This window comes from Psychrobacillus sp. Z3-81 (assembly GCF_056620325.1).
Map to the genome: position 1 here is coordinate 99,598 of NZ_JBWQPU010000012.1, position 24,413 is coordinate 124,010.

The window sequence follows — 24,413 nt, forward strand, 5'->3', positions numbered from 1 at the left end:
CCAGTGGCTAATAGGGTGGGGTCCGGCTACTTTTCTTATTCTATTTGTTGGTGAAAGTATTCGATAGGAATAAATAAGCCTACTTTTCCATGTTCCTCGTGTTTCATGGTGGCAAAGACTACACCAATTACTTTTCCATCTTCATTTAGAACAGGGCTCCCGCTATTTCCTCGGTAAACTGGGGCTTGGATCATCATGACTGGTTGCTCCCAATCCTTCAGCTGGTAATATTCTAAGATGGTTCCTTCATTTGCGATATCCAAGAAGCCTAAAGGATTTCCGATAAAGGTAATAAGTTCTCCCTGATCTGCAGTAAGTTGATCAGCTAGCTCAAGATAGGGAAGGCCATCTTCTTCTACTTGTAAAACAGCTAAGTCTATGTCAGGATATGTATCCACCACTTCTGCACGGAATCTTCCTGCCTCGGGAAAGTTGACTGTCACTTGGTTACTTCCTTCAATGACATGGTAATTAGTGAGGAGGGTTCCATCCTCAGATATGGCAAAGCCAGTTCCTCTGCTATTATCATTTATCACGGTCACTACTGCCTCCTTGTAGGCGGCGATATCTTCTTGTGTGGAAAGTCTAGCAGATGTTTTGGCGAATTCTACGGCAGGTATGGAAAACGTTTGAAATAACAATCCTGCTGTGTTGAATACAAGGACAAGAGCAATCAGATAAAAGATCCATCTGGGAAAGGGTGCTTTCGGTTTGGGTGGATTTCTTCTTTCTTCGGCAGCTTTTTCTACTGCTTCTCTTTGAGCTTCTAAAACGAGAAGGCGTAGCTCCTCATCATCGATATCCTCTTCCCATTCGCTTTTCGTTCTATCGTTTGGATCCATGGTTTCGCATCCTCCTTGGTCCAGTTGTTAGTTCTATTATACATAAAGTCAAAATGGAAAAGCATACAAACATTTCCCTTGATATTCTGGAGGTGTGGGTATATTATATGTACATAGGCTGCGTTGTACGTATCAATATAAAGTTTTAACCTTTAAGCTGTAACAGGGAGTTTTATATAGAAACTGGAATGACAGGCTTCATTCTCTTCGGACAATGAAGACAAGCAGGAGAGTTTCTGCGAACACCCACTTTGAGGAGTGGTGGTTTAAAACTTCTATATTTTCAAGTACGGCAAAGGCGGCTTACCTAATCGTATATTATAGTGTCTAATATGCATCCTCCAATGGAGGGTGCTTTTTTTGTTGCTTGTAAAAGGTGGTTAATACAAGGAAATGGAGACTTGCTATCCCCTCCTAATAAAAATTACATTGAAATAGTGTGTTACACATTTATTATATTCCTATAATTTATTTGCAATGGCTTTGTCATGTGGACATGTTAAGCTAGGGTCGTTAGTGAAAAGGAGGAATTTCATTTTATGAAGAAACAAATTGTAGCACTAACTGCTTTAGCAGGGCTTTCTTTCGGAATTGCAGGTCAAGCATCTGCTTCAAGCATCCACACGGTAGAGAAGGGTGATACCCTTTGGTCTATTTCACAAGAGAATAATGTTAATGTCCAAGCTATCCAAGAATGGAACGACTTGGACTCCACAATTATATATCCAGAACAACAACTTAATTTTCAGGAATCAAGTAAGGTATATGTCGTAGAAGTAGGTGATACACTTTACAGTATTGCACAAGAGCAGGGCATTTCTATCAACAATTTGATGTCGTCTAATCAGCTGACAAGTGATTTAATTCATCCGGGTGATCGATTAAATGTAAGTGGAGGAGCGGTAAAGGCAGCAGCCATCTCAAAAAAAGAAGCGGAGAGTAAACCAGCTGACGCTTCAAAAGAGCTAACTGTAACGGCGACAGCCTATACGGCTTCCTGTGATGGCTGCTCAGGTGTAACAGCTACTGGAATTGATTTAATCGCAAATCCAAATCAAAAGGTAGTCGCTGTTGATCCTTCCGTTATTCCATTGGGCTCAAAAGTTTGGGTAGAAGGATATGGAGAAGCGATTGCAGGCGATGTTGGTGGAGCTATTAAAGGAAATAAAGTAGATGTTTTCATCCCTTCTTATGAGGATGCGATGAACTGGGGAATAAAAACTGTTAAGGTGAAAATCCTAGATTAATCAAACTTAAAACTAGTAAAACTAAATAATATTTTACAATACGTCTCGTTTAAACAATAACGAGGCGTATTTTTATTTACATATAAAACTATGGATTTTTTCGAACCATCACGTTATACTTAGAACTATAACGTGATGGTTTGGGGTGATTTGATGGGAACGAGAAATTAAAAATTGGTGAGCTTGCTGCAATGACTAATGTGACAAAAAGAACCATTGATTATTATACAAATCTCGGGCTCCTTCAAGTAGAGCGCTCGGCATCTAATTATCGGTATTACGATTCCGCTATGGTGGAACAATTGCGCTGGATAGAAGAGCAAAAGGCTAATGGAAAATGTTTAGACGAGATTCGAAAGCAACTCACTCAAACTGCAACTAGAGAAGAAGAAATTGATATACAAGAAATAAGGTTACAAATGCGTAAGCTTGAGAAGGATGTAGTTAAGCTCATGGCGAATATGGATGAGAACCAAAAGCAAGCTGTTAAGAAAAAGGTTTCTCCAGATAGCGTGGCACTCATCCAATCATTAATTCTATTATTACCTTAGGAGGTGACGTTCTACTTCGCGAGTAGAACAACTTATTGACCGCATTGAATCTAACGATATTTACCATTTTGATAGCATTAACAGCTTTCTTCGTAGCTACGGAGTTTGCTATTGTTAAAGTCAGACAATCACGAATAGATCAGCTTGTTGCTGAAGGGTCCAAAGGGGCGCTTTCTGCCAAACAAGTAACGACTCATTTGGATGAATATCTTTCAGCCTGCCAATTAGGTATTACTGTTACAGCTTTAGGGATCGGTATGGTTGGAGAATCTACCTTTGAATTTATTCTTCATCCTCTATTTGAAACAATAGGCATCCCCACAGATTATATTCACTTCTTTACTGTAGGAGCAGCCTTCCTTATTGCTACTTTCTTGCATGTAGTAGTTGGTGAACTTGCTCCAAAGACAATTGCCATTCAAAAGGCAGAAAAAGTTACATTAATGTTTGCTAAGCCAATTATGGTGTTCTATAAAATTCTTTACCCGTTTATCTGGTTCCTTAACGGTTCGGCTAGACTATTAGTAGGTCTTTTTGGTATGAAGCCTGCAAGTGAGCATGAGCTTTCGCATACAGAGGAAGAGCTGCGTTTATTACTTTCCGAAAGCTTTAAATCCGGAGAAATCAATAAAAATGAGCTTAAATTTGTAAATAACGTCTTTGAATTTGACGATAAAATTGCTCGTGAAATTATGGTGCCTCGTACAGATATCATTGGCTTTGATATCAATGCGACTTTTGAGGAAGTCCTTACGCTTGTTTCAGAAGAACGCTACACTAGATATCCAATCTACGAGGGTGATCGAGATAATATATTAGGGTTCCTAAATATTAAAGACTTCCTAACATTAGGAATGAAAAACAGAATTGTTCCAGAAACTTTTCAGTTACAAGAATTTATTAACCCAGTAATTCATACAATAGAAACAACCAGAATCCAAGACCTTCTTCAAAAAATGCAAAAAGAGCGTATTCATATGGCTATATTGCTTGATGAGTATGGTGGAACGTCTGGATTGGTTACGGTAGAGGATATTCTGGAGGAACTTGTTGGTGAAATCCGAGATGAATTTGATGACGATGAAATTCCAGAGGTACGAAAAATAAACGAAGATCATTATCTTGTATATTCAAGTGTTTTATTAGAAGATATCGCCAAGCTGTTATTTATTGATTTAGAGGAAGAGTCAGTGGATACAATAGGTGGTTGGTATTACACACAAGATATGGATTTAGATTTAGATAAAACAATTTACTATCAGGGATATGCTTTTTCTATTAAGGAAAAAGAAGGGCACCAAATACGCTATATTGAGATAAAAAAATCAGAAGCTCCTGAGAATTCTGAGACAGAGGTTACAGTAGTAAAAGATTAGGGAGGAGAATAATTTCTCCTCCTTATTTTTTTAGGAAAAGAGGTACATATGGAAGAGCTTCTAACCATTCTGAAGTATTTAATTATTGGACTTGTCCAAGGCTTTACAGAGCCTATCCCAGTATCATCAAGTGGTCATGTCATGATCGTAAGTGAGATATTAGGGATGGGGGAGCAGGGCTTTACGTTTGCCATTCTTACGAATACAGCATCCTTACTAGCGATTTTAATTATTTATAGAAAGGATATTATAAGACTTTTAACTAATTCATTATCCTTTATGAAAACAAAAGACTCACGCTATCGTAGTGAATTTAACTTTGTGCTTTATATTATTATTGGGACAATTCCAGCAGGACTTCTAGGCGTGCTCTTTAGCGATGTCATTGCGGAGAGCGTCAGTATGACTACCATTGCTATCATGCTTTTTGTGACAGGGATAGCGCTTTGGGCTATTCGTAATTCAAAGGGCTCAAAAGGGGAGGCCGACCTATCGGCAGGTGACGCTTTTCTTGTTGGGTTAGGGCAAGCGGTGGCATTACTGCCTGGCATCAGCAGATCTGGGGCTACAATCATTACATCAATGGCTGTAGGGATGAAAAGAGAAACTGCACTACGCTTTTCTTTCATGCTCTATATTCCGATCAGCCTGGGTGGAGTAGTGCTGGGCTTCACGGATTTTTTGGATGAGCCCAATAAGGGAGAACTTGCTATCCCTTATTTAGTAGCTTTTGTTTCTACTTTCATCATGACTTATTATGCAATGAGATGGTTTATGGGAGTCATGATGAAGGGTAAACTAATTTATTTTACGTATTATTGTTTTATCGTAGGAGCATTACTTTTACTATTTTATTAACAAAAAGCTGCACTCCCTGGTTAGTTGGGATGCAGCTTTTTTTTCTTTAAGTGGTAAGTAAGCATACGATTCATTAGCGGTTCAATTTGGCTTCTATCTGAATCTGGTAGTTCGTCCATCATCCAATCATATTCTTCGGCGATTAGTTTGCTTATTAAAAGGGCAGCCATGGAGTGGTGATGGACAGTTATGTGATTAAATATCTCCTCCACTTGCAATCTTACAGATGCAGGTAAAGAGGTATGTAAGGTCTTCAGGCCTAGCTGAGCTCTAGATGGCTTGTATTTATATAATAATACTCTTGAAAGATGCTCCATAACATTGGAAAGCATTCGTACTGACCATATATGGTTGCCTCTGTCCTCTGATTTTTTGTATTGAAATAAAAACCATGCAGTATCTATCACATCATCTCGATATTGTTCCAAAGAGATAGCTAAGCCTTGCGTATGGATATATGATTTTAATAAATTTTCAGGGTCATAAAGGACCTTAAAATAATCTTTTGCTGGAAAATCTTCTGATGTTACAGTGAACAAATCAATATGAAGCAAGTCTTCGTAGACAGCGATAATCTGAGGAGCGATAATATAGACGCTATCTTGGAATATAATTGGCTTATACGCTTCTAAATGTTTTATTCTATTAAGTAAAAATAAATCTCGGTCTTCTTTATCGACTAAGCAATATAAATCGATGTCAGAGAATTCATCGTGCTCATTTCTTCCCATGGAACCTTTTAAAAATATTGCCCTCACTAAGGGATCTGCTATTAAACTTTCACTAATTTTCTCGATAGCTATCTCTTGTTTCATTTAACGCCCTCCTCTCTTTCATCCCTATTTATCCCGATCAATTTAACATTCTATTAAGTATCATTTTACCAATATAAGTAACTCATATCCACAAGTTTTGCATGGACGCCAAGGGATTGGTCAGTCATCAGCAAAAAGTCTTGTATATTAATGCCTACAAAAAGTGAATAAGTACATTAGCAAGAAGTCCTAACATATAGAGAATAGGGAAAAGTAATCATTTTTAAAATTGATTAGGAAAATAGAATCCTAATTTCCATAATTATTTAGGGTTCCTAAATTTTTTTCTTTGTTTTGAGCCTTTATGACCAGCGTATTCCTTTCTAAGTACCTAACTAGCTAACTAGCTAACTTGGTAATATTCATTCAATTCTGAAAACTAAAGAAAAATGCGACTTAATTCGACAAAAAAGAATGCTTTTTTCCTATATAGTGAGTGGTACAGCGAGAGATTTACTAAACTCCATGAGATAGTTGCGAGTAAATTGCAAAGGAGGGACATAACGTTTTACAGAAGTACCTATATAAAAAGGAGGAAGGAAATTGAGAAGAAGAAAAGGATCCACTAAGGCACTTAGCCTTGCAGCATCTTTACTAATGACGTTCTCGCTAGTTGCTCCAAATGTAGTAAATGCCGAAGCATCAGTCAAAAACCTTCATCAATCTTTTAGAGATTCTAATCCTAATAGTATCTCTGTAAAGGACAAGCTTAGTAGTAGTCTACTAGAAAGCTTTAAAGAGGATGACAAAGTTACCTTTCTTATCAAATTCAAAGATAAGGCTGATACTGTCAAGGTTTCTAAAAAAGCAGAAGAATTGGCAGAATCTAAGAGCTTATCCTCCCATAATACTAAGTTAATGAAACGTTCTGCAGTAGTTTCTGAATTAAAATCTACATCCTTAGAATCTCAGGAATCTGTACTAGAGTTTCTTGAACAGGAAGAAGCAAATGGAAACGCTAAGGACATTGAATCTTATTATATTGTCAATGGACTAGCGGTAACCGCAACCAAGGAAATAGCTGAAAAGGTTGCTAGCTTCCCTGAGGTGGAAAAGGTTCTACCAAATGAAACACGTCAGCTTTTTACAACTAAGGTAGAAACACAAGAAACGCCTAAGGCAGATATTGCGAACGTTGAATGGAATATAGAACGTGTAAAAGCTCCAGAAGTTTGGGATATGGGAATTGATGGAGCCGGGACAGTAGTGGCAAGTATTGATACTGGTGTTCAATGGGATCACCCAGCTTTAAAAGAGAAATATCGAGGCTATAACAAAGCAACAGGAGAAGTTTCCCATGACTTTAACTGGTTTGACTCTACCTCTGGTGCAGGAGCTACGCCATATGACGATCAAGGTCATGGTACTCATGTAACTGGAACGATGGTAGGTAGCGAACCGAATGGCTCCAACCAAATCGGAGTTGCACCGGGTGCAAAATTCATTGCAGTTAAAGCTTTTACAGCTTCAGGTGGATCTGACACAGATTTATTAGAGGCTGCTGAATGGATTTTAGCTCCAAGAGATGCAAACGGCAACGCACGAGTAGATTTAGCTCCAGATGTTGTAAATAACTCATGGGGTGGCGGAGCTGGATTAGATGAATGGTACAGAGACGTAGTTATTAACTGGCGTGCAGCGGAAATTTTCCCTGAATTCTCTGCTGGTAACACTACTTTTACAAACCCTGGTGGTCCTGGGTCTGTAGCTGCTCCATCTAACTATCCTGAATCCTTTGCAACTGGTGCTATAGATATTAATAACCAGGTAGCTGGTTTCTCTTTAAGAGGACCATCACCGTATGATGAAATTAAACCGGATATCTCTGCACCAGGTGTTAATATCCGTTCTTCTGTCCCAGGTAGTGGATATGAAGGAGGCTGGGATGGTACATCAATGGCAGGTCCTGCTGTAGTTGGTGTAGTAGCTCTTCTTAAGCAAGTAAATGCAAATTTAACAGTAGATGAGATAGAAGAGATTTTACTAAATACTGCTATTCCATTAACAGATGCTCAGTATCCAGAATCTCCAAACCATGGATATGGTTATGGCTTAGTTAATGCTTATGATGCAGTTTCTTCTATTATTTCTGGTCTAGGATCTTTAAAAGGTCAAGTAACAAAGCAAGGAGAGGACACAGAAGCTCCTGTATTTGAACACGCTGCTCCTGCAGAAACATATGCAGGAATGGATCTACCATTATCTGTGAATGTTACAGATAACATCAGCATTGCTTCTGTAGTATTAAACTACCAAGATGCTGATGGTGCATGGCAAACAATTGAAGCTGGGCGCAAGTCTGGTGACTATAAAGCTGGGGAATATAACGTAGTAGTACCTGGAGCTTTAATAACTGGAGAATCTTTCACTTACTCTTGGACTATCAATGATTTTGGCAATAATGAAGTTTCAAGTGACGAATATACAGTGGAAGTGAAACCGGGAATTACAGTTGGATATTCAGAGGATTTTGAGTCTACACCAACTGGTTGGACATCCTTTGGAACAAACGATAGCTGGGAGTGGGGAGTACCAACAACCGGACCTGGTGCTGCAGCTTCTGGTGAAAAAGTATATGCAACAGATCTAGATGCGCTATATGCAAATAGCATGAACGCTACTCTAGTAATGCCTCCGGTTGATCTTCCTGAGGGCAGCGCTTATTTACAATTCAAACAATGGCATAACTTTGAAATGTCGACTTCTGGAAGAGCATGGGATTATGGCCATGTGTTCATCTCTACAGATCGTGAAAACTGGGAGCAGTTATTAATGGTTCAAGGTCAGTCTAACGGCTGGGTTGATGGTGAAGTAGACCTTTCTAGCTATGCTGGACAACGAGTTTATATTGGATTTAATGCTTTCTCTGATAGCAGTGTTCAAAAAGATGGCTGGTATATCGATGATGTAACACTTGCGAATGAGTCACAGACTGGAAAAGTTTCAAAAGGGAAAAATAACGGTAATAATGGTAACGGGAAAAATGCGGTAAATGGCAACAATGGCAACAATGGCAACAATGGCAAAGGAAACGATAAAGATTCTTTCAAAGAAGCAATTGATCCTAAAACCATCAAACCTGAAATGCCTATTGCTAAAGAAGAGCCACCAGTAATTGATGCTACACCAAGTCCAACATTGTTACCACTTGGTGCACAGGTAAGTGTATTAGAATCAGGGCGCTCTGTATATTCTAACCCTGCAAATGGATCTTACTCTCTGACTCATGCTGCTGGAGAATTTACAGTAAAGGCAGAGGCTTATGGATTTGCTTCTGAGGAGCAAGCAGTTGTCATCGCAGCGGATGAAACAACTACTGCGAACTTTACACTGGAAGAAATCACTCAAAATACAGTAAGTGGAACTGTAACTGATCAATCCACAGGAGAAGGAATTCCAAACGCTACATTACTATTAGTAGAGGATGCAAATATTTCTCCGGTGACAACAGATGAGAATGGTCAATATTCTATTACTGCATATGAAGGTGAATACACGTTAAAGGTACTAGCTCGTGGTTACCATGGTACAGAGGTTACTGTCACTGTTGGTGAGGAAGCAACTGTACAAAACATTACATTAGAGCCTTACTACACATATCCAGGTGGAGAAATTGGCTATGATGATGGAACAGCAGAAAATGCACGTGCATGGAATGCTGCAGGAAATGCTTGGGCAGTAAAAATGTCCCTACCTGAAGGAAAAGAAAGTGGAATCGTTACAGACGGAGTATTCCGTTTCTGGGATACTGAATGGCCTGTTCCAGGTGGTACCGCATTCGCAGTAGAGGTTTGGGATGCTACTGGTGCAGAGGGTACTCCAGGTAAAAAGATTGCAGGACCAATCGACGGAACTGCGCTACGTAATGGAGAATGGACAGTAGTAGATCTATCAGAGCATAATATCGTTGTAAACGGAGACTTCTTTATGGTATACCGTCAAACAGCTGCGAATCCTAACACACCAGGACTTGCAACAGATGAAAATGGAACCAATGCGGCAAGAAGCTATCAAAGCGTTTCTGGAGCATGGTCACCAGCACCTACTGCAGAGGGTAACTATATGATCCGTGCACGCGTTAGCTATGAAGTGGATGGTCCAGTTATCACTACTCCAAAAAGCGGATTGGTTACAAATGAAGAAACGGTTACGATTGAAGGTGCTGCTTCTCCTACTACTACTATTGAATTGAACCAAAATGGTGAAGTAGTAGATTCTACAACGGTAGGAAACGATGGCAAATTCACGTTTGAAGCGACATTAACTGAGGGAGTAAATGAATTTACCGTAACTTCTATTCTAGATGGAAGAGAGACTGGTGAATCAGAAGCAATTACTGTAATTCAAGATACTCAGAAGCCAGAGCTTACAATCGACAAGCCGGCTGATGGAGAGAAAACAAACCGTGAAACAGTAACTGTAGAAGGAACTATTTCAGATGATAATCTTGAAACTGTTCTTGTAAATGGAGAGCGAGCTACTGTTTCAAATGGTAAGTATTCAAAACGTCTTCTACTAGATGAAGGGGTAAATGTAATTACCGTGGAAGCAAGTGATCAGGCTGGAAACATGGAAACAAAATCTGTAACAATTACTGCAGATTATTATGCTCCAGAGATTTCTAACTTAACGCCTGCTACAGACGTTCATATAACGACTGGTAGAACTGTGAAAATCGAATTTGACAGTGAGTCAGGATTAAAACCAACATTTGTTATTCATATGCCTCTTACAAATGTAGGTGGTGAAGTAAGTAACGCAACGGAGCTTCCATTTATGGAGATGTCTAGCGGGCACTATGTTGGATATTGGACAGTACCTGCAGATACTGTAGCAAACGGAGCAGTAATCGAAGTTATCGCAAAAGACCAATTTGGTAATGAAACTCGTCAACGAGCTGCTGGTAAGCTGTTTGTCAATGTGACAAACACAAATGCCCCAGCTGTTATGAAATAACATGCAAAATCAGAGAAGCCAGGGATTGTCCTTGGCTTCTCATTCTGTGTGAAATAAATTCATGTAGTTATACCATTTTGAGCAAGGCTTCTCTACCGATTGTCCCCTTATTTATGCCATAACGCTCTGCTTCCACTGTTACAGATTCAAGTGGTGCATTCAATAATTCTTCAATCGTTTTTACACCAACAGCTCTACCAGCTATTATTTGTCTGTCCTTTAGCTTATCGTTGAGTAATCCAACATCTAAAGCTCCGCACATTATATAGCCTTTATCATTTGAGACTGTTAATAATGTGGTTTTAGGTAATTTAACAGTCACCGCTAGAAACGTCGTTCCTTCCAATATAATGGGCTCCATATGAATCATAAAATACGTCACTCTCCTTTTCTTTTATCAACTTATGTAAATAATCGGGATAACGTGAAAAAAGCCGGCGTTTGATGAATAGGAAGAGGAAAACTTACCGAAACGAGCTAATGACGTGGCTATAGACTAATCAGTAAAACCAATTGGATATAGCTGTATGTAAATGATACATTAGAATAGAGTTAGCAATTCTTTCTTCGTTCAAGATGTAAAATTAGAAAAATTAAATTCTGTTGTTTGGAAGGTGTTTATGATGAGGAATGGGTTAAAACAAATAGAAAGGTCCATACCCAATTTAAAAGATGGGGAAAGGTTCCTCCTAGGAATAGACGGTCTTAGTCGAGCAGGGAAGACGACAATTACCAGGCAACTAAAACATCTTTTGTTGGAGAAGAATATTCCTCATGTCATCATTCATCTCGATGATTTAATTGAAACGAGAGAAAAGCGATATAATACCGGACGTGAACAATGGGAAGAATATTATTATTTACAGTGGGATGTGGATGAATTAAAAGAAAGCTTTTTTGAAAAATGTAAGACTGCTCCTTTTTTAAAGCTGTCATTTTACGAAAATGAAATAGACCATCAGCATATAAAGAAGGTTATTCTCCCGCCGACTTGTGTCATTCTAATAGAAGGTGTATTCCTTCAAAGAGAAGATTGGAGAAATTACTTTGATTTTGTCGTATATATGGAGGCTACAAAAGATCAACGATTTAGCCGAGAAGAGAATACAACGAAAAAGCAGATAGAAAAATTCGAGAACCGCTATTGGAAAGCGGAGGACTTCTATCTAGATACAATAAATCCATTACATAAAGCAGATTTAGTTATTCAAAATTAGCTTTCCAAGTAGGAAGAAATTTATGCTGTTTCTATACTTGCTTGAGCTTTTCTCACGTGACTTTAAAAATTTTTAATACCTCCTTGTATAAACAAATTAAAAGCGCACAATCTAATCTCACAAGGAGGTGAGAGAAATGTCAAAAAACAATAACAGCAACCAACTACTTGTACCTGGTGTTAAACAAGCTCTTGATCAAATGAAATATGAAATCGCTCAAGAATTTGGTGTTCAACTTGGAGGAGAAGCAACAGCGCGTGCTAACGGTTCCGTTGGCGGAGAAATTACGAAGCGTTTAGTTGCTCAAGCCCAAAGTCAAATGAGCGGTCAACAACGTTAATAAAATAAAAATGAACTGATGACTAAATATAGTCTGGGTTCTATAGAATTACAAAAGGGTCGGAGTAATATCCGACCCTTTCCTTTTAACTAACAGCTGCAATAATTCCTTCTTCATCATCCAATATTAACTCAATTGCTGAGGAATTAGGATCAAGGTTAAGAAACTCGCGCATAGACTGTCTAAGTGCTTCAATAATATTTAGTGTTGATAACTCATATGTTTGCTGATTTATGAAAGCCTCAGCAGTAAAACCTGTGTCATCATCAAACATAAGTTCAATTTCTACCTCTTCTGGACTTATGCTATATTTTCTTCCTAGATATACACAGAGTGCGTTAATAATATTTTGCTCGGGGATGATTAGTTTTTCCATACTTGCTTATCCTCTTTTTGCTTTCTCTTCATCATATCGAAAATTTTCTTAATTAGTACAACGATTAAGATAATAGCACCAGCGTTAATTAATAAACCAAGTAATGAACCTAACATACCCATATCAGCAAACAAGCTACCAAATAACAGGCCAGCTAATCCACCAACGAAAAGTCCTTTCATTAGACCACCTGAAAAGAAACCACCTTTTGTATTAGTAGTGTTATTCGTTTTGCTTGCTGCAGGAGTTGAGTCTTCCTTATCCTTTTGTATATTAGAGTTCGTATTATTGTTATTGTTGTTCGTGTTAAAGCTTTTTTTTCCAGATTTATATTTTTTCGCTTCTGCAATCATTGTATCTTGAAAAACAAAGCTTCCAACAGAACTAAAAACAAGCGTAGCTGTAAGCAGTAAAACCATTAATTTCTTCAATCTAAACCCTCCACGATTTTTAATAGACGAATGTTTTCTTGTCTATTTGTATTACGTATTAAATGTAAAAAAGTTTCACTTTTAGAACTATAAATTTACATGAAGAGATCTTCGTAATATCTCATTTTCTAATAATGCTAAAAAATCAGGGCACAATTTTAATTCTTTTGCTTTTAGATATGACTCAATTAAAAGATCATCAGACATTTTACTCATAAATTATACCTCCAATTATTATGTTAAAAATAAATGAATATCTTTAAGAACAAATGACATAGCTACCATATATTTGTGTATATCCAATTTAACAAATTTCTTTATATAGAACAATCGTTCTTTTATCCACAGCTAGAAGGGGATAAATTGTTAATAACTTGTTTATATAATTTAAGAAGTCTTATATATCTAATGTGTATATTGTGAGTAACTTTATCCACAAGAGAGAAAAGTGCAAATTTTGTCGAAATGTTTTTTGAGGATTGTTGATTAAAATCGAATAATCAGGGTAACTTATACATATAATACCTACATTTTCTTGATTTTTTTGTAAGTTATCCTAGTTATGCACAGGTATAAGTGGATAACTTATCAGATTTTTTTACTAATACCCTGGAAAATCAATATTTAAACCTGTGAATAAATATATCCACAGATTTTTTTTTACTTTAATTGTCCGTCTCTATTTCATTCACACCGTCCACTAGCTCTTCACAAGTTTCTTCCGTGTCTGTCTCTTCTAATCCTAAATAGCCTAAAGAGATAAGGGAGGCTGCTCCGATTTTTGAACGAGATTTATTGTCAAACATCTATATTTCCTCCTAAATTCATTATTAGTAAATTACCCAGCTATCATTACTCTAAACATTTCGCTCGTTGAAACTCTTCTTGAGAATGCCCGTATAACTATCAGGGAGGGGAATTTTATGTGGGATTCATTACAAACTAAACAGAATTGGCTACAAGATGAAATGTTGAAAAGAGATAAGTTATTGCGAAAGCAAGAAATAATAGAGCACCAGATTGGCCAAGCTTTGGAACGGAAGGGGCTTTATCAGAAAGAGCTTAAAAAGGAACAAAGGGATGTAGATCGTTTAGACCGGTTTTCTATCATGAACTTGTTGCTTGGATTAACAGGGAAAATAGATGAAAAGAGAGAAAAGGAACTGCTTGAGCTTGCAGCTATTGAAGCGAAATATCGTGAAGTGGAGAAAATGATCATTGATTTAGAAAATGATAAGTTTCAGATTCATGTGGAGCTTAAAAAGGTAGAATGGCAGATTCTGGACGAGGAAATGGCAAGACTAAAAGAAGAAAAACAGCAATGGATTAGGAAGAATGATTTCATCACAGCAAAAAAGATAGAAGAAAGTTATGAAGAAAAGACTGCTTTAAATGCCTATATTAGAGAAATTGAGGAGGCTATCTCGGCAAATAAAGATGCTATGCAAGCACTGGAAGAAGCGTTGAAATCGCTAAATGACGCACATGGTTATTCTAGTTGGGATACTTTCTTTGGGGGAGGCTTAATGGCTACTGCACTGAAGCATAGTGAGTTAGATGCCTCAGAGGAAGCCATTCACCGTGCACAGCTATCTCTTCAGCGCTTTCAAACAGAGTTGATGGATCTAAATGAAATAGAGGTAGACAGCATAGTGATAGAAAAAGAGGGGTTCTTAACTTTTGCCGATTACTTTTTTGATGATATTTTCTCTGCATGGACGATTCATTCAGAGATAGATACAGCAATAAATCGTGTAGAAGATATTATTAATAAGCTAGAGGAAATTGCAAAACAACTTGAAGTATTGCTTCTAGAAAATCAACAAAGATCAGAAAAAGTAGAAGAAGAAATTCATCGTCTCCTAAAACTATAAGCTAGACTAATAATGGCGCTTTTCCTTCAATAGGAATGAGTGCCTTTTATTAGCTGTATCACGTATTAATTGAAAAAGTCACCTCCCCCCAATTCTTAGCTTGGCGGGGGAGGCATAGACATTTGCGCTTTTTTGTTATATTTGAGGTTCCTTCTCTTTAAGAGAAATTTCGTTTTTCAGCTGATTTTTCATATTTTCAATATCTACATAGAATGCTCTATCCTCTAAGATAGGAGGGATGGTTTTTCTAATTTCTTGCCATTTATTATACAGTAGGGGGGAAGCAAGCTCTGCTCCACGATATTCAAGTCCTTGGGCTGCACAGATGGCTTCAATGGCCAAAACATGTCTAGTGTTTTGGAGAATCTGTTGAGCATGTCTTGCTCCTATAGTTCCCATGCTTACATGGTCCTCTTGGTTTGCAGAGGATGGAATAGAATCCACAGAGGCCGGATGGGCAAGCGTCTTATTTTCCGATACAAGACTTGCTGCTGCATATTGCATGATCATTGCCCCTGATTGTAGGCCTGGAAGGGAGCTTAAAAAAGGTGGTAGTCCTTCATTAAGCTGTGGATTAACAAGACGTTCTATTCGTCTCTCGGATACATTTGCTAGCTCCGCTATCCCTAGCTTTAAAAAGTCCATGGCAAAAGCAATCGGCTGTCCATGAAAGTTCCCACCCGATATTACAAGCCCTTCATCTTCAAAAATTAAAGGATTATCTGTGGCTGCATTCATCTCAATTTCTAGTTTTTCTTTCACATAACCTAATACCTGCCAGCTTGCACCGTGAATTTGGGGGATGCATCTCAATGAATAGGCATCTTGGACACGAATTTCTCCTTGCTTTGTCACGAGTTTGCTTCCAGCCAACCAGCCTCGCATTCTTTCAGCAACCGCTACTTGCTCAGGATATCCCCTTGCAGTATGAATCGCTGGGTGGAATGCATCAGTGATTGCTCTTAATGCCTCACATGTCATTGCGCTAATCCATTCACTTTGGTAAGCAAGTACTTCTGCCTCCAGCCAATTTATCACTCCTTGGGCAGTCATCGCCTGCGTACCATTAATCAAGGCTAAGCCTTCTTTTGCTTCAAGGGTAATAGGATTCACATGATAACGCTTCCAAATTTCCTTGGAGGAAATTCGAGAATCGCCTTCCCATACTTCACCTTCTCCAATTAATACAAGGGCTAAGTGAGACAGAGGAGCTAAATCCCCAGATGCGCCTAATGACCCTTGAGAAGGAATAACTGGATGTATGTGGTTGTTTACCATATACACAAGACGTTCTAACACCTCTATACGAATTCCTGAGAAGCCCTTTAATAATGCATTTAGACGAAGTACGATCATCGCTCTCGAAACAATTTCTTCAAAAGGTTCTCCTATCCCACATGCATGGGAGCGGATGAGGTGTAGCTGTAATGTATGCGTATCTGCTGAATCAATAGGAACATCACTGAATTTTCCAAAGCCAGTGTTAATACCATATACCGTTTTTCCTGTTTGGACAATGGATTCTACTGCGTCCCTACTATTTTGTACGGCTACAAGCGATTGAGGGTCTATAGCAATTTTTTCATTAAAGTATAAAATCGATCTCATATCCTTAAGTGTCAAATCTTTTCCATTAAGATATATCATTCAATCACTATCCTTTTAATAATAATTTTGTTTTATGAATTAACCACTTCCTTTTATTTTAACGAATTTTCTCCACGCTTTAAGCATTTTTCGGATAAAAAGGAAAAATTTCTCACGCGCTAATTAGTTGTCGCGTTAGTATATCAGTGTAATGAATTAGAAAAAGATGAAATGGGACATCTGAAAAAGGTGTGATGTTTTAATAAGACTGTCACAAGAGCAATGCTACATAGTAGGACTAATGGGTGCTTTCGGCGGACGCTTTCCGCGGGGGGAGCGGTGAGCCACAGCCGGACGCTAACGCGTGCCGCTGCGTGTCTCACCTGACTCCCTCCTCCCGCAGGAGTCGCCGCCTGTCGCTGCCATATTCCCGGTACACTTCCTTCTTCAATAGATATCCCCAGAAGGATAATATCCATCAAAAAAGAATGTGGTGATATTATAAAAACTATTTCAGTGAACGATAAAACAGAATTTATTTATAAAAATCCCTAACTAACAGCAACGAAAGATGAGACGCGCAGCGGGGAACCTGTATATGAAAGGTTAAAAAAAGAAAAAGTTTGGACAATCAGGTTCTTTTCGTAGTAGGTATTATTCTTATTAGGATTTACTAGTCAAAACTTAGTATTAATAGGAATAACAAATGGTTCGGAGCAGCGTCGGCGACTCCTGCGGAAAGCGTCCGACGCAGCGGAGAACCTAAGGTTCAAATATAAAGAAGCCCTTATGATGAATCATAGAGGCTTTTTAAGTCTGGTTCGTGCTGTTCTCGTTGGAAATCACTAGGTTGCTCGTTAAGGTTCTAAACGTTTGCTCATCCTTTTTCTTTATATTTTTTCCTGTTTCTTTTAACGAACGTGGAATATTTGCATATGATAGGAAAAACAAAAGGAGAATAGAGGAGAAGCTGGACTCACTTGCAATCGGTTGATGAGCTAGCATTTCATCAGGAAGGCCTATTGAAGATATTCTAAACAAGATGTTTACGGAAACGTCATTTGAAAATCATCAAAATTATTTCTAGAAAAGGGATGGAGGGGAATATGGACATCTTTGAGAAGATAAAAGATTCTCGCCAATTGGAAAATAAGCTGAAGTGGGAAGGTACTTTCCGGGAGTATCTAGAGATAGTAAAGGAAAGGCCTGAAGTGGCACAAACAGCGCACGCGCGTGTATATAGCATGATTAAGGATGCAGGCGCTGTGGAGGAGAATGGCAAAAAAAGATTCAACTTTTTTGAGAAGGACATATTCGGTCTAGAAGAGGCAATCGAACGGCTAGTAGAAGAATATTTCCATCCAGCCGCAAAGAGACTGGATGTTCGAAAGAGAATTTTATTACTTATGGGTCCAGTAAGTGGAGGGAAGTCAACTATCGTAACTCTCTTGAAGCGAGGCTTTGAAGAATATTCGAAGACAGACAAAGGAGCCGTTTATGCCATTAAGGGCTGCCCGATGCATGAAGAACCATTACATTTAATACCGTCTCATTTGCGTGATGACTTTTATAAAGAGTTTGGAATAAGAATTGAGGGGGCACTTTCTCCTCTTAATACGTTAAGGCTTGAGAAGGAGTACGGCGGCGATATTGAAGATGTCATGATTGAAAGAATCTTCTTTTCGGAGGATAAACGTGTAGGTATTGGAACATTTACTCCTTCTGATCCCAAATCTCAGGACATAGCCGACTTAACTGGCAGTATAGACTTTTCTACCATTGCAGAGTATGGATCGGAATCAGATCCAAGGGCCTATCGATTTGATGGAGAGCTTAACAAAGCAAATCGAGGAATGATGGAATTTCAAGAGATGCTGAAGCTGGATGAGAAATTTCTATGGCACTTGCTTTCCCTTACACAGGAAGGCAATTTCAAGGCTGGCCGATTTGCTTTAATTAGTGCAGATGAATTGATTATTGCACACACAAACGAAACAGAATACCGTTCTTTTATTGCTAATAAAAAGAATGAAGCGCTACATTCTCGAATCATCGTAATGCCGATCCCGTATAATCTGCAGGTCAGTCAGGAAGAAAAGATTTATGAGAAGATGATACGGGAAAGTGATATGAGAAATGTTCATATCGCTCCCCATGCGCTGAGAGTAGCAGCTATTTTCTCCATTCTAACTAGACTAGAGGATTCTAAAAAGCAAGGAATGGATCTCGTTAAGAAAATGCGGCTATACGACGGGGAGACAATCGAGGGTTATAATGACATCGATATAGAGGAGCTAAAAAAAGAATCTACCACGGAAGGAATGCATGGGATTGACCCTCGTTATGTAATTAACAGAATCTCCTCTGCAATCATTCGTAAAGAAATCCCTTCTATCAATGCATTAGATGTATTGCGTTCTCTAAAGGAAGGTCTCGACCAGCATGCTTCTATTTCCAAAGAAGACAAAGAGAGATACATGAATTTTATTTCCATTGCTCGTAAGGAATTTGATGAAATTGCGAAAAAAGAAGTGCAGAAGGCCTTTGTTTATTCCTATGAAGAATCTGCTATTACCTTAATGAACAATTATCTCGATAATGTGGAGGCTTTTTGTAATAAAAATAAATTAAGGGATCCTTTGACAGGAGAAGAGATGAGTCCTGATGAAAAGCTAATGCGCTCCATAGAAGAGCAAATTGGCATCTCAGAAAATGCAAAAAGAGGCTTTAGAGAAGAAATATTAATCCGACTATCTGCGTATGCAAGAAAAGGAAAGAAATTTGACTATAGCTCTCACGAAAGGCTGAGAGAGGCCATTCAGAAAAAACTATTTGCAGACTTAAAGGATGTAGTGAAAATAACTACTTCTGCATCAACTCCAGACGAGACACAATTAAAGAAAGTTAATGAAGTAATCGCAAGATTGATAGACGAACATGGATATAATTCTACCTCTGCAAATGAATTGTTAAGGTATGTGGGAAGTTTGCTTAATAGGTAACATACAGCCAATGAGAAAGAAAACAAGACTGATATATTTATTAGTCTTGTTTTTTTACACTCTTACCCAATCGGGTAACAAGATAGGTAGGTGTTAAGGATGGAAGAAGAGAAAGGGAAATTTCTAATATCTCAGGAAAATTGGACACTACATCGAAAAGGACATCAGGATCAGCAAAGACATATGGATAAAGTCAAAGAGGCTATACGCGATAATTTACCTGATTTAATAAGTGAAGAAAGTATCATCATGTCAAACGGACGAGATGTGGTTAAAATACCCATCCGGTCGTTAGATGAATATAAAATCAGATACAACTATGATACAGGCAAGCGTGTTGGGCAAGGAAATGGATCTAGTGAGGTTGGAGATATTGTAGCGAGAGGGCCAGGGCAAGGAAATGAAGCTGGAAAAGGTAAGAAAGCTAGTACCGGTGCCGGGCAGGATTATTACGAGGCAGAGATTTCAATGGAAGAAATACAAGATGCCTTATTTCAAGATATGGAACTCCCTCACCTCGAAAATAAGCAATACGCAGAGATTATAACGGAACATATTGAGTTTCATGATATAAGAAAGAAAGGCCTTATGGGAAACATTGATAAGAAGAGAACTATTATTTCCGCTATTAAGCGGAATGCTTTAAAGGGGAAGGCAGAAATCGCTCCCATTCATCAAGATGATTTACGTTTTAAAACGTGGGATGAAGTAAAAAAAAGAGAATCCAAGGCAGTTGTCCTTGCCATGATGGATACAAGTGGCTCTATGGGGGTATTTGAAAAGTATTGTGCTAGAAGCTTTTTCTTTTGGATGCTACGATTTCTGCGTTCGAGGTATGAGTCGGTGGACATAGAATTTATTGCTCATCACACGGAGGCAAAAGTAGTGGAGGAGGAAGCATTTTTTACGAAAGGAGAAAGTGGGGGCACTATTTGCTCTTCTGCCTATAAAAAAGCATTAGAGCTGATAGCAGAAAAATATCCTCCTTCCCAGTACAACATCTATCCAGTGCACTTCTCAGATGGTGAAAATATATCCAGTGACAATGTTAAATGTGTGGAACTAGTAAATGATTTAATGAAGGTCTCTCGTATGTTTGGTTATGCTGAAGTAAATGAGAGGAGCAGGTATTCCACTCTAATGAACGCCTACAAAGAAATAGATAATCCGAAATTTCGGTATTTTATTTTAAAAGAGAATAAGGATATTTATAAAGCATTAAAAAGTATCTTTGCTAAAGGAGCTTCCAGTGTATGAGCGGGACACTTGAGCGTGCTATTAACGAAATTACGGAAATCGCAACCGGCTTTGGTTTAGATACGTATCCGATGAGATATGAGATATGTCCAGCAGATATCATTTATACAATAGGGGCATACGGAATGCCGACAAGATTTTCACATTGGAGCTTTGGAAAGCAATTTCAAAAAATGAAGCTCCAGTATGACCTGGGCCTTAGCCAAATTTATGAGCTAGTGATCAATTCCAACCCTTGCTATGCATTTCTGCTAGATACGAATAGCTTAATTCAAAATAAGCTGATTATCGCACATGTGCTTGCTCACTGTGATTTCTTCAAAAATAATGTAAGGTTCTCGAATACTAGAAGAGATATGGTGGAAAGTATGACAGCTACTGCTGAGCGCATAGCACAATACGAAATGCTTTATGGAAAGGAGGAGGTAGAAAGATTTTTGGATGCGGTCCTCGCCATTCAGGAGCATATTGATCCATCCATCATTAGGCCAAAGCTTCCTGAGTATGAAGAAGAGGAAGAAGAGGTAAGGAGAAAAAGCGAATTTGATGATTTATGGAGCCTAGACGAAACGAAAAAGACCAGCCGGCTATTTGTTCCGTATAGGAATAAGTTTCCGCCTGCTCCTGAGAAGGATTTGTTATTGTTTATTGAGCAATTTAGCAAGGAATTAGAGGAATGGCAAAGAGATATACTAACTATGATGAGAGAAGAAATGCTTTACTTTTGGCCACAGCTAGAAACCAAAATTATGAACGAGGGCTGGGCATCTTACTGGCACCAACGAATCTTAAGAGAAATGGATCTTTCCACAGAAGAAACCATTGAATTCGCTAAATTGAATGCGAACGTTGTGCAGCCATCCAAGACGTCTATCAATCCCTATTATTTAGGATTAAAGATATTTGAAGATATTGAACATCGCTATGACCATCCATCAGAAGAGATGAAACGGATGGGAATTTCTCCTGGTGGTGGAAGAGAAAAAATATTTGAAGTAAGAGAAATAGAATCCGATACCTCCTTTATAAGAAACTATCTTACAAAGGAACTAGTTAAGCGAGAAGATTTATATTTATTTGAGAAGAAAAATGGGAATTATGAAATCACAGATAAAAATTATGAACAAATTCGAAATGAACTAGTTGCAATGCGAACGAATGGTGGATTTCCCTACTTAGTTGTAGAGAATGGGGATTATGGTCGCAATGGCGAGCTTTATATTAAGCATTGCTACGAAGGAAAAGAGTTAGATACTCGTTATTTAGAGAATGTAATGCCCTATATCTATCAACTTTGGGGAAGAACGGTTCATGTGGATACGGTAATCGAAAATAAATATGTGCTCTATACATTTGATGGAATAAAAACAAATAAAACCGTAGGATAAAAAACTAGTAACAAAGGGTTTGGTGCGTATGGATAGCTCGTCTAAAGTAGCAGATAATTACTCTTAAAAAGTAAGAAGCACTTACGATTGATTAGAATCGTAAGTGCTATTTACATATGAGTATTTTTACTTTCTACGAGTTTACAAAATCTCCGCCATCCACGTGGATGGTTTGACCAGTTATATAGGTAGAATCATTCGAAGCTAAAAAAACATATGCAGGAGCATTTTCTGCTGGCTGACCTCGACGTCCAGTAGGGTTGTTATCCCCATGTGTTTCCACTTTTTCTTCATCAAAGGTAGCTGGGATCAGTGGTGTCCATATTGGACCTGGTGCCACAGCGTTTACTCGAATTCCTTTATCCACTAAATTTAAAGCCAACGATCGAGTAAAGGAGGTAATTGCTCCTTTTGTAGATGAATAATCTATCAGGCTTTTAGAGCCACGATAGGCAGTGACGGAAGAAGTATTTACGATTGTATCTCCTTTAGTCATATGCGGAAGTGCAGCTTGTGTTAGATAGAACATGGAAAAAATATTCGTTTCGAATGTCTCGAATAGTTGGTCCTTCGAGATATCTAAGAAATTTTCTTGAGGAAATTGCTTTCCGGCATTGTTAACTAAAATATTTAGCTTTCCAAAATTTTCTATAACCTCTGCAATTACCTTCTCACAATTTTCATCGTCACTTAAATCAGTGGCAATCCGATGAGCTTTTACACCATACTTTTCTATAAGCTGAACAGTCTCTTTCGCATCTTCATGTTCATCATAATAGGCAATAGCAACGTCTGCTCCCTCTTTAGCAAAAGCGATGGCAACCGCTCGGCCTATTCCACTATCTCCTCCAGTTATAAGAGCCGTTTTCCCTTTTAATTTCTCCGAGCCTTTATAATTCTCATCATCAAAAATAGGCTGTGGATGCATTTTTTGCTCAATACCTGGCTGACGATCTTGTGTTTGTCCAGAAATTTGTTCGTCTAGTTTTTCATATTTATCACTCATGAGATAATACCTCCTCTGTTTGATATCTACCTTTTTTATTCCCTTGGTGACTAAAAACAAACAAGTTTTTAATGAACGAATGGTGGGTATAAAAATGGTGGAGAAGGTGAAAACTAATGAAGCCAATTATAGGCATAACAGCAGAGGTAGATGAAGAAAAGAATTATTATTTATCACCAGTGTATTCGGATGTCATTATTCAGGCGGGAGGAATACCACTATTAATTCCTCTAGTATCAGAAGAAAATATAGAGGAGCTCTGTGAGCAAATTGATGGTTTGATTATTACCGGTGGAGAGGATATAGATCCTGCTTATTATAATGAGTATCCTCATCTTGATTTGCAAAGGACAACCCCGAGACTTGATAAGATGGAATATGATTTAGTAAAAAAAATGTTAGAGCTAGACAAACCATTCGTAGGCATGTGCAGAGGATTACATATGCTTAACATTGTAATGGGAGGCTCACTATTTCAATCCATTCATTCTCAAAGGGATGAACCAGCTATGCAGCATAGGCAAAATTCAATCAGAACACACCGGTCCCATCCAATTACACTCTTCAGGGAGAGTAAGCTATTTGAAATTTTTCAAGAGGAACATTTCAAGGTTAACTCCTTTCATCATCAAGGAGTAAACAGAGTTGGGGAAGGGTTAAGGGTAGTGGCGACTGCTCCCGATGGAATAGTTGAGGCAGCTGAAAGTACGCAGCATACATTTGTGATGGGATTCCAATGGCATCCTGAGGAGTTTGCTTTAGACGGTGATAAAAAATCGCAACAATTTTTCAAAGAATATATCCGTGCGGCTATTAATAAGAAAAATAATCGCACTGATAAACAAACAAAATAGTGAAGGAGAGAATGGAATATGACAGATAAAAAGAAATCCGAGCAAATTGACGAAAGATCTTTCCAACGTGATTCTCATCTAAACCCAGATGACTTTGAAACAGAAGGCAACAACGGGTATGCAGACAATAAGAAAGAAAAAGACACAGACAAGCTAAAAAGTGAAGAAGAACATAAAGAGAACTAACCCTTAAAAGCATTAGGAGCTCCTAATGCTTTTTTTATATTCTAGGTATAGGAATTGTTTTCTTTCAGCCTTTTTTGTAATGTGGACAAAACTAGTTGGGGTTAGCACTTTCCTTACCTTTGCAGGATGCTTCTAACTGTCTGGCTTATTTATCCCGCATAAAGGGACAGTAAGACTCCCACTTCAAGATGGCAAAAGAAAGGAGACAGCTAAGTGGGAGATCAACTGTCCCTAAAAGCCCGATTGGTTC

At 38.3% G+C, this 24,413-nt stretch carries 22 protein-coding genes and 1 other RNA gene; 14 read left to right on the forward strand and 9 right to left on the reverse strand.

Annotated elements, in window-relative coordinates; genetic code table 11:
* Nucleotides 1-35 precede the first annotated feature (35 nt).
* Nucleotides 36-842: a S1C family serine protease gene (locus tag AC1ECF_RS13485; protein ID WP_480389949.1), complete on the reverse strand. Its 807-nt coding sequence runs from the start codon at nt 840-842 to the stop codon at nt 36-38.
* 112 nt (nt 843-954) lie between these two features.
* Between AC1ECF_RS13485 and ssrS the strand changes: the two genes are divergently transcribed.
* From ssrS to AC1ECF_RS13510, 5 genes are all read left to right on the forward strand, one after another.
* Nucleotides 955-1,151: non-coding RNA, 6S RNA (gene ssrS, locus AC1ECF_RS13490), on the forward strand.
* 230 nt (nt 1,152-1,381) lie between these two features.
* The gene (locus tag AC1ECF_RS13495; RefSeq protein ID WP_480389950.1) at nt 1,382-2,089 is read left to right on the forward strand and encodes a 3D domain-containing protein; all 708 of its coding nucleotides are present in this window, start codon (nt 1,382-1,384) and stop codon (nt 2,087-2,089) included.
* Nucleotides 2,090-2,280: 191 nt separating this feature from the next.
* Nucleotides 2,281-2,640 (forward strand): MerR family transcriptional regulator, encoded by a 360-nt coding sequence (locus AC1ECF_RS13500; protein ID WP_480389951.1) that lies wholly within the window; start codon nt 2,281-2,283, stop codon nt 2,638-2,640.
* A gap of 35 nt (nt 2,641-2,675) precedes the next feature.
* A complete protein-coding gene (locus AC1ECF_RS13505) occupies nt 2,676-4,016 on the forward strand; it encodes a hemolysin family protein (RefSeq protein WP_480389952.1) in 1,341 nt (446 codons plus the stop codon).
* 48 nt (nt 4,017-4,064) lie between these two features.
* On the forward strand, nt 4,065-4,874 hold the full coding sequence (locus AC1ECF_RS13510) for an undecaprenyl-diphosphate phosphatase (RefSeq protein WP_480389953.1): 810 nt from the start codon (nt 4,065-4,067) through the stop codon (nt 4,872-4,874).
* Nucleotides 4,875-4,894: 20 nt separating this feature from the next.
* Here AC1ECF_RS13510 and AC1ECF_RS13515 read toward each other — a convergent pair whose 3' ends face one another.
* Complete coding sequence (locus tag AC1ECF_RS13515; protein WP_480389954.1) at nt 4,895-5,689, reverse strand: nucleotidyltransferase domain-containing protein; 795 nt, start codon at nt 5,687-5,689, stop codon at nt 4,895-4,897.
* Nucleotides 5,690-6,232: 543 nt separating this feature from the next.
* Between AC1ECF_RS13515 and AC1ECF_RS13520 the strand changes: the two genes are divergently transcribed.
* Nucleotides 6,233-10,645, forward strand: a complete 4,413-nt coding sequence (locus tag AC1ECF_RS13520) for a S8 family serine peptidase (RefSeq protein ID WP_480389955.1) — start codon at nt 6,233-6,235, stop codon at nt 10,643-10,645.
* A gap of 67 nt (nt 10,646-10,712) precedes the next feature.
* On the opposite strand, the gene AC1ECF_RS13525 is transcribed toward AC1ECF_RS13520, so the two are convergent.
* Nucleotides 10,713-11,015: a YunC family protein gene (locus tag AC1ECF_RS13525; protein ID WP_480389956.1), complete on the reverse strand. Its 303-nt coding sequence runs from the start codon at nt 11,013-11,015 to the stop codon at nt 10,713-10,715.
* Between the two features lie 253 nt (nt 11,016-11,268).
* Between AC1ECF_RS13525 and AC1ECF_RS13530 the strand changes: the two genes are divergently transcribed.
* Both AC1ECF_RS13530 and AC1ECF_RS13535 read left to right on the forward strand, forming a co-directional pair.
* Nucleotides 11,269-11,862, forward strand: a complete 594-nt coding sequence (locus AC1ECF_RS13530; RefSeq protein ID WP_480389957.1) for a kinase — start codon at nt 11,269-11,271, stop codon at nt 11,860-11,862.
* Between the two features lie 136 nt (nt 11,863-11,998).
* Nucleotides 11,999-12,202, forward strand: a complete 204-nt coding sequence (locus AC1ECF_RS13535; protein WP_480389958.1) for an alpha/beta-type small acid-soluble spore protein — start codon at nt 11,999-12,001, stop codon at nt 12,200-12,202.
* An 85-nt stretch (nt 12,203-12,287) separates the two neighbouring features.
* Here AC1ECF_RS13535 and AC1ECF_RS13540 read toward each other — a convergent pair whose 3' ends face one another.
* The 4 genes from AC1ECF_RS13540 to AC1ECF_RS13555 all read right to left on the reverse strand — a co-directional run bounded on the left by AC1ECF_RS13540 (nt 12,288) and on the right by AC1ECF_RS13555 (nt 13,815).
* On the reverse strand, nt 12,288-12,578 hold the full coding sequence (locus AC1ECF_RS13540; RefSeq protein ID WP_480389959.1) for a DUF2653 family protein: 291 nt from the start codon (nt 12,576-12,578) through the stop codon (nt 12,288-12,290).
* Nucleotides 12,566-13,009 carry a hypothetical protein gene (locus AC1ECF_RS13545; RefSeq protein ID WP_480389960.1) on the reverse strand — a complete coding sequence of 148 codons (444 nt, stop codon included), beginning with the start codon at nt 13,007-13,009 and terminating at the stop codon, nt 12,566-12,568. The genes AC1ECF_RS13540 and AC1ECF_RS13545 overlap by 13 nt, the downstream gene beginning before the upstream one ends.
* Before the next feature lie 87 nt (nt 13,010-13,096).
* Entirely contained in the window at nt 13,097-13,225 is a 129-nt protein-coding gene (gene sda / locus AC1ECF_RS13550; RefSeq protein WP_480389961.1) for a sporulation histidine kinase inhibitor Sda, read from the reverse strand.
* Nucleotides 13,226-13,674: 449 nt separating this feature from the next.
* Entirely contained in the window at nt 13,675-13,815 is a 141-nt protein-coding gene (locus AC1ECF_RS13555; protein ID WP_480389962.1) for a hypothetical protein, read from the reverse strand.
* Nucleotides 13,816-13,932: 117 nt separating this feature from the next.
* On the opposite strand from AC1ECF_RS13555, the gene AC1ECF_RS13560 reads away from it, so the two are divergent.
* Nucleotides 13,933-14,883, forward strand: coding sequence for a hypothetical protein (locus tag AC1ECF_RS13560; RefSeq protein WP_480389963.1), 951 nt, complete (start codon nt 13,933-13,935; stop codon nt 14,881-14,883).
* 135 nt (nt 14,884-15,018) lie between these two features.
* On the opposite strand, the gene hutH is transcribed toward AC1ECF_RS13560, so the two are convergent.
* A complete protein-coding gene (gene hutH, locus AC1ECF_RS13565) occupies nt 15,019-16,530 on the reverse strand; it encodes a histidine ammonia-lyase (RefSeq protein ID WP_480389964.1) in 1,512 nt (503 codons plus the stop codon).
* A gap of 1,046 nt (nt 16,531-17,576) precedes the next feature.
* On the opposite strand from hutH, the gene AC1ECF_RS13570 reads away from it, so the two are divergent.
* From AC1ECF_RS13570 to AC1ECF_RS13580, 3 genes are all read left to right on the forward strand, one after another.
* Nucleotides 17,577-19,472: a PrkA family serine protein kinase gene (locus AC1ECF_RS13570; protein WP_480389965.1), complete on the forward strand. Its 1,896-nt coding sequence runs from the start codon at nt 17,577-17,579 to the stop codon at nt 19,470-19,472.
* Between the two features lie 99 nt (nt 19,473-19,571).
* On the forward strand, nt 19,572-20,729 hold the full coding sequence (gene yhbH, locus AC1ECF_RS13575; RefSeq protein WP_480389966.1) for a sporulation protein YhbH: 1,158 nt from the start codon (nt 19,572-19,574) through the stop codon (nt 20,727-20,729).
* Nucleotides 20,726-22,117: a SpoVR family protein gene (locus AC1ECF_RS13580; protein WP_480389967.1), complete on the forward strand. Its 1,392-nt coding sequence runs from the start codon at nt 20,726-20,728 to the stop codon at nt 22,115-22,117. Before yhbH ends, AC1ECF_RS13580 begins: the two co-directional genes overlap by 4 nt.
* A 133-nt stretch (nt 22,118-22,250) precedes the next feature.
* Here AC1ECF_RS13580 and AC1ECF_RS13585 read toward each other — a convergent pair whose 3' ends face one another.
* Complete coding sequence (locus AC1ECF_RS13585; RefSeq protein WP_480389968.1) at nt 22,251-23,123, reverse strand: SDR family oxidoreductase; 873 nt, start codon at nt 23,121-23,123, stop codon at nt 22,251-22,253.
* Nucleotides 23,124-23,239: 116 nt separating this feature from the next.
* Here AC1ECF_RS13585 and AC1ECF_RS13590 point away from each other — a divergent pair, with 116 nt between their 5' ends.
* Nucleotides 23,240-23,977, forward strand: coding sequence for a gamma-glutamyl-gamma-aminobutyrate hydrolase family protein (locus AC1ECF_RS13590; protein ID WP_480389969.1), 738 nt, complete (start codon nt 23,240-23,242; stop codon nt 23,975-23,977).
* An 18-nt stretch (nt 23,978-23,995) separates the two neighbouring features.
* Entirely contained in the window at nt 23,996-24,163 is a 168-nt protein-coding gene (locus tag AC1ECF_RS13595) for a hypothetical protein (protein ID WP_480389970.1), read from the forward strand.
* Nucleotides 24,164-24,413: the final 250 nt, after the last annotated feature.

What these genes read in the sequence shown, in the direction of transcription:
- AC1ECF_RS13485 (WP_480389949.1), bottom strand. Translation starts at nt 842, where the DNA reads ATGGATCCAAACGATAGAACGAAAAGCGAATGGGAAGAGGATATCGAT.
- AC1ECF_RS13495 (WP_480389950.1), top strand. Translation starts at nt 1,382, where the DNA reads ATGAAGAAACAAATTGTAGCACTAACTGCTTTAGCAGGGCTTTCTTTC.
- AC1ECF_RS13500 (WP_480389951.1), top strand. Translation starts at nt 2,281, where the DNA reads ATGACTAATGTGACAAAAAGAACCATTGATTATTATACAAATCTCGGG.
- AC1ECF_RS13510 (WP_480389953.1), top strand. Translation starts at nt 4,065, where the DNA reads ATGGAAGAGCTTCTAACCATTCTGAAGTATTTAATTATTGGACTTGTC.
- AC1ECF_RS13515 (WP_480389954.1), bottom strand. Translation starts at nt 5,689, where the DNA reads ATGAAACAAGAGATAGCTATCGAGAAAATTAGTGAAAGTTTAATAGCA.
- AC1ECF_RS13525 (WP_480389956.1), bottom strand. Translation starts at nt 11,015, where the DNA reads ATGATTCATATGGAGCCCATTATATTGGAAGGAACGACGTTTCTAGCG.
- AC1ECF_RS13530 (WP_480389957.1), top strand. Translation starts at nt 11,269, where the DNA reads ATGAGGAATGGGTTAAAACAAATAGAAAGGTCCATACCCAATTTAAAA.
- AC1ECF_RS13535 (WP_480389958.1), top strand. Translation starts at nt 11,999, where the DNA reads ATGTCAAAAAACAATAACAGCAACCAACTACTTGTACCTGGTGTTAAA.
- AC1ECF_RS13540 (WP_480389959.1), bottom strand. Translation starts at nt 12,578, where the DNA reads ATGGAAAAACTAATCATCCCCGAGCAAAATATTATTAACGCACTCTGT.
- sda (WP_480389961.1), bottom strand. Translation starts at nt 13,225, where the DNA reads ATGAGTAAAATGTCTGATGATCTTTTAATTGAGTCATATCTAAAAGCA.
- AC1ECF_RS13555 (WP_480389962.1), bottom strand. Translation starts at nt 13,815, where the DNA reads ATGTTTGACAATAAATCTCGTTCAAAAATCGGAGCAGCCTCCCTTATC.
- AC1ECF_RS13560 (WP_480389963.1), top strand. Translation starts at nt 13,933, where the DNA reads ATGTGGGATTCATTACAAACTAAACAGAATTGGCTACAAGATGAAATG.
- hutH (WP_480389964.1), bottom strand. Translation starts at nt 16,530, where the DNA reads ATGATATATCTTAATGGAAAAGATTTGACACTTAAGGATATGAGATCG.
- AC1ECF_RS13570 (WP_480389965.1), top strand. Translation starts at nt 17,577, where the DNA reads ATGGACATCTTTGAGAAGATAAAAGATTCTCGCCAATTGGAAAATAAG.
- yhbH (WP_480389966.1), top strand. Translation starts at nt 19,572, where the DNA reads ATGGAAGAAGAGAAAGGGAAATTTCTAATATCTCAGGAAAATTGGACA.
- AC1ECF_RS13580 (WP_480389967.1), top strand. Translation starts at nt 20,726, where the DNA reads ATGAGCGGGACACTTGAGCGTGCTATTAACGAAATTACGGAAATCGCA.
- AC1ECF_RS13585 (WP_480389968.1), bottom strand. Translation starts at nt 23,123, where the DNA reads ATGAGTGATAAATATGAAAAACTAGACGAACAAATTTCTGGACAAACA.
- AC1ECF_RS13590 (WP_480389969.1), top strand. Translation starts at nt 23,240, where the DNA reads ATGAAGCCAATTATAGGCATAACAGCAGAGGTAGATGAAGAAAAGAAT.
- AC1ECF_RS13595 (WP_480389970.1), top strand. Translation starts at nt 23,996, where the DNA reads ATGACAGATAAAAAGAAATCCGAGCAAATTGACGAAAGATCTTTCCAA.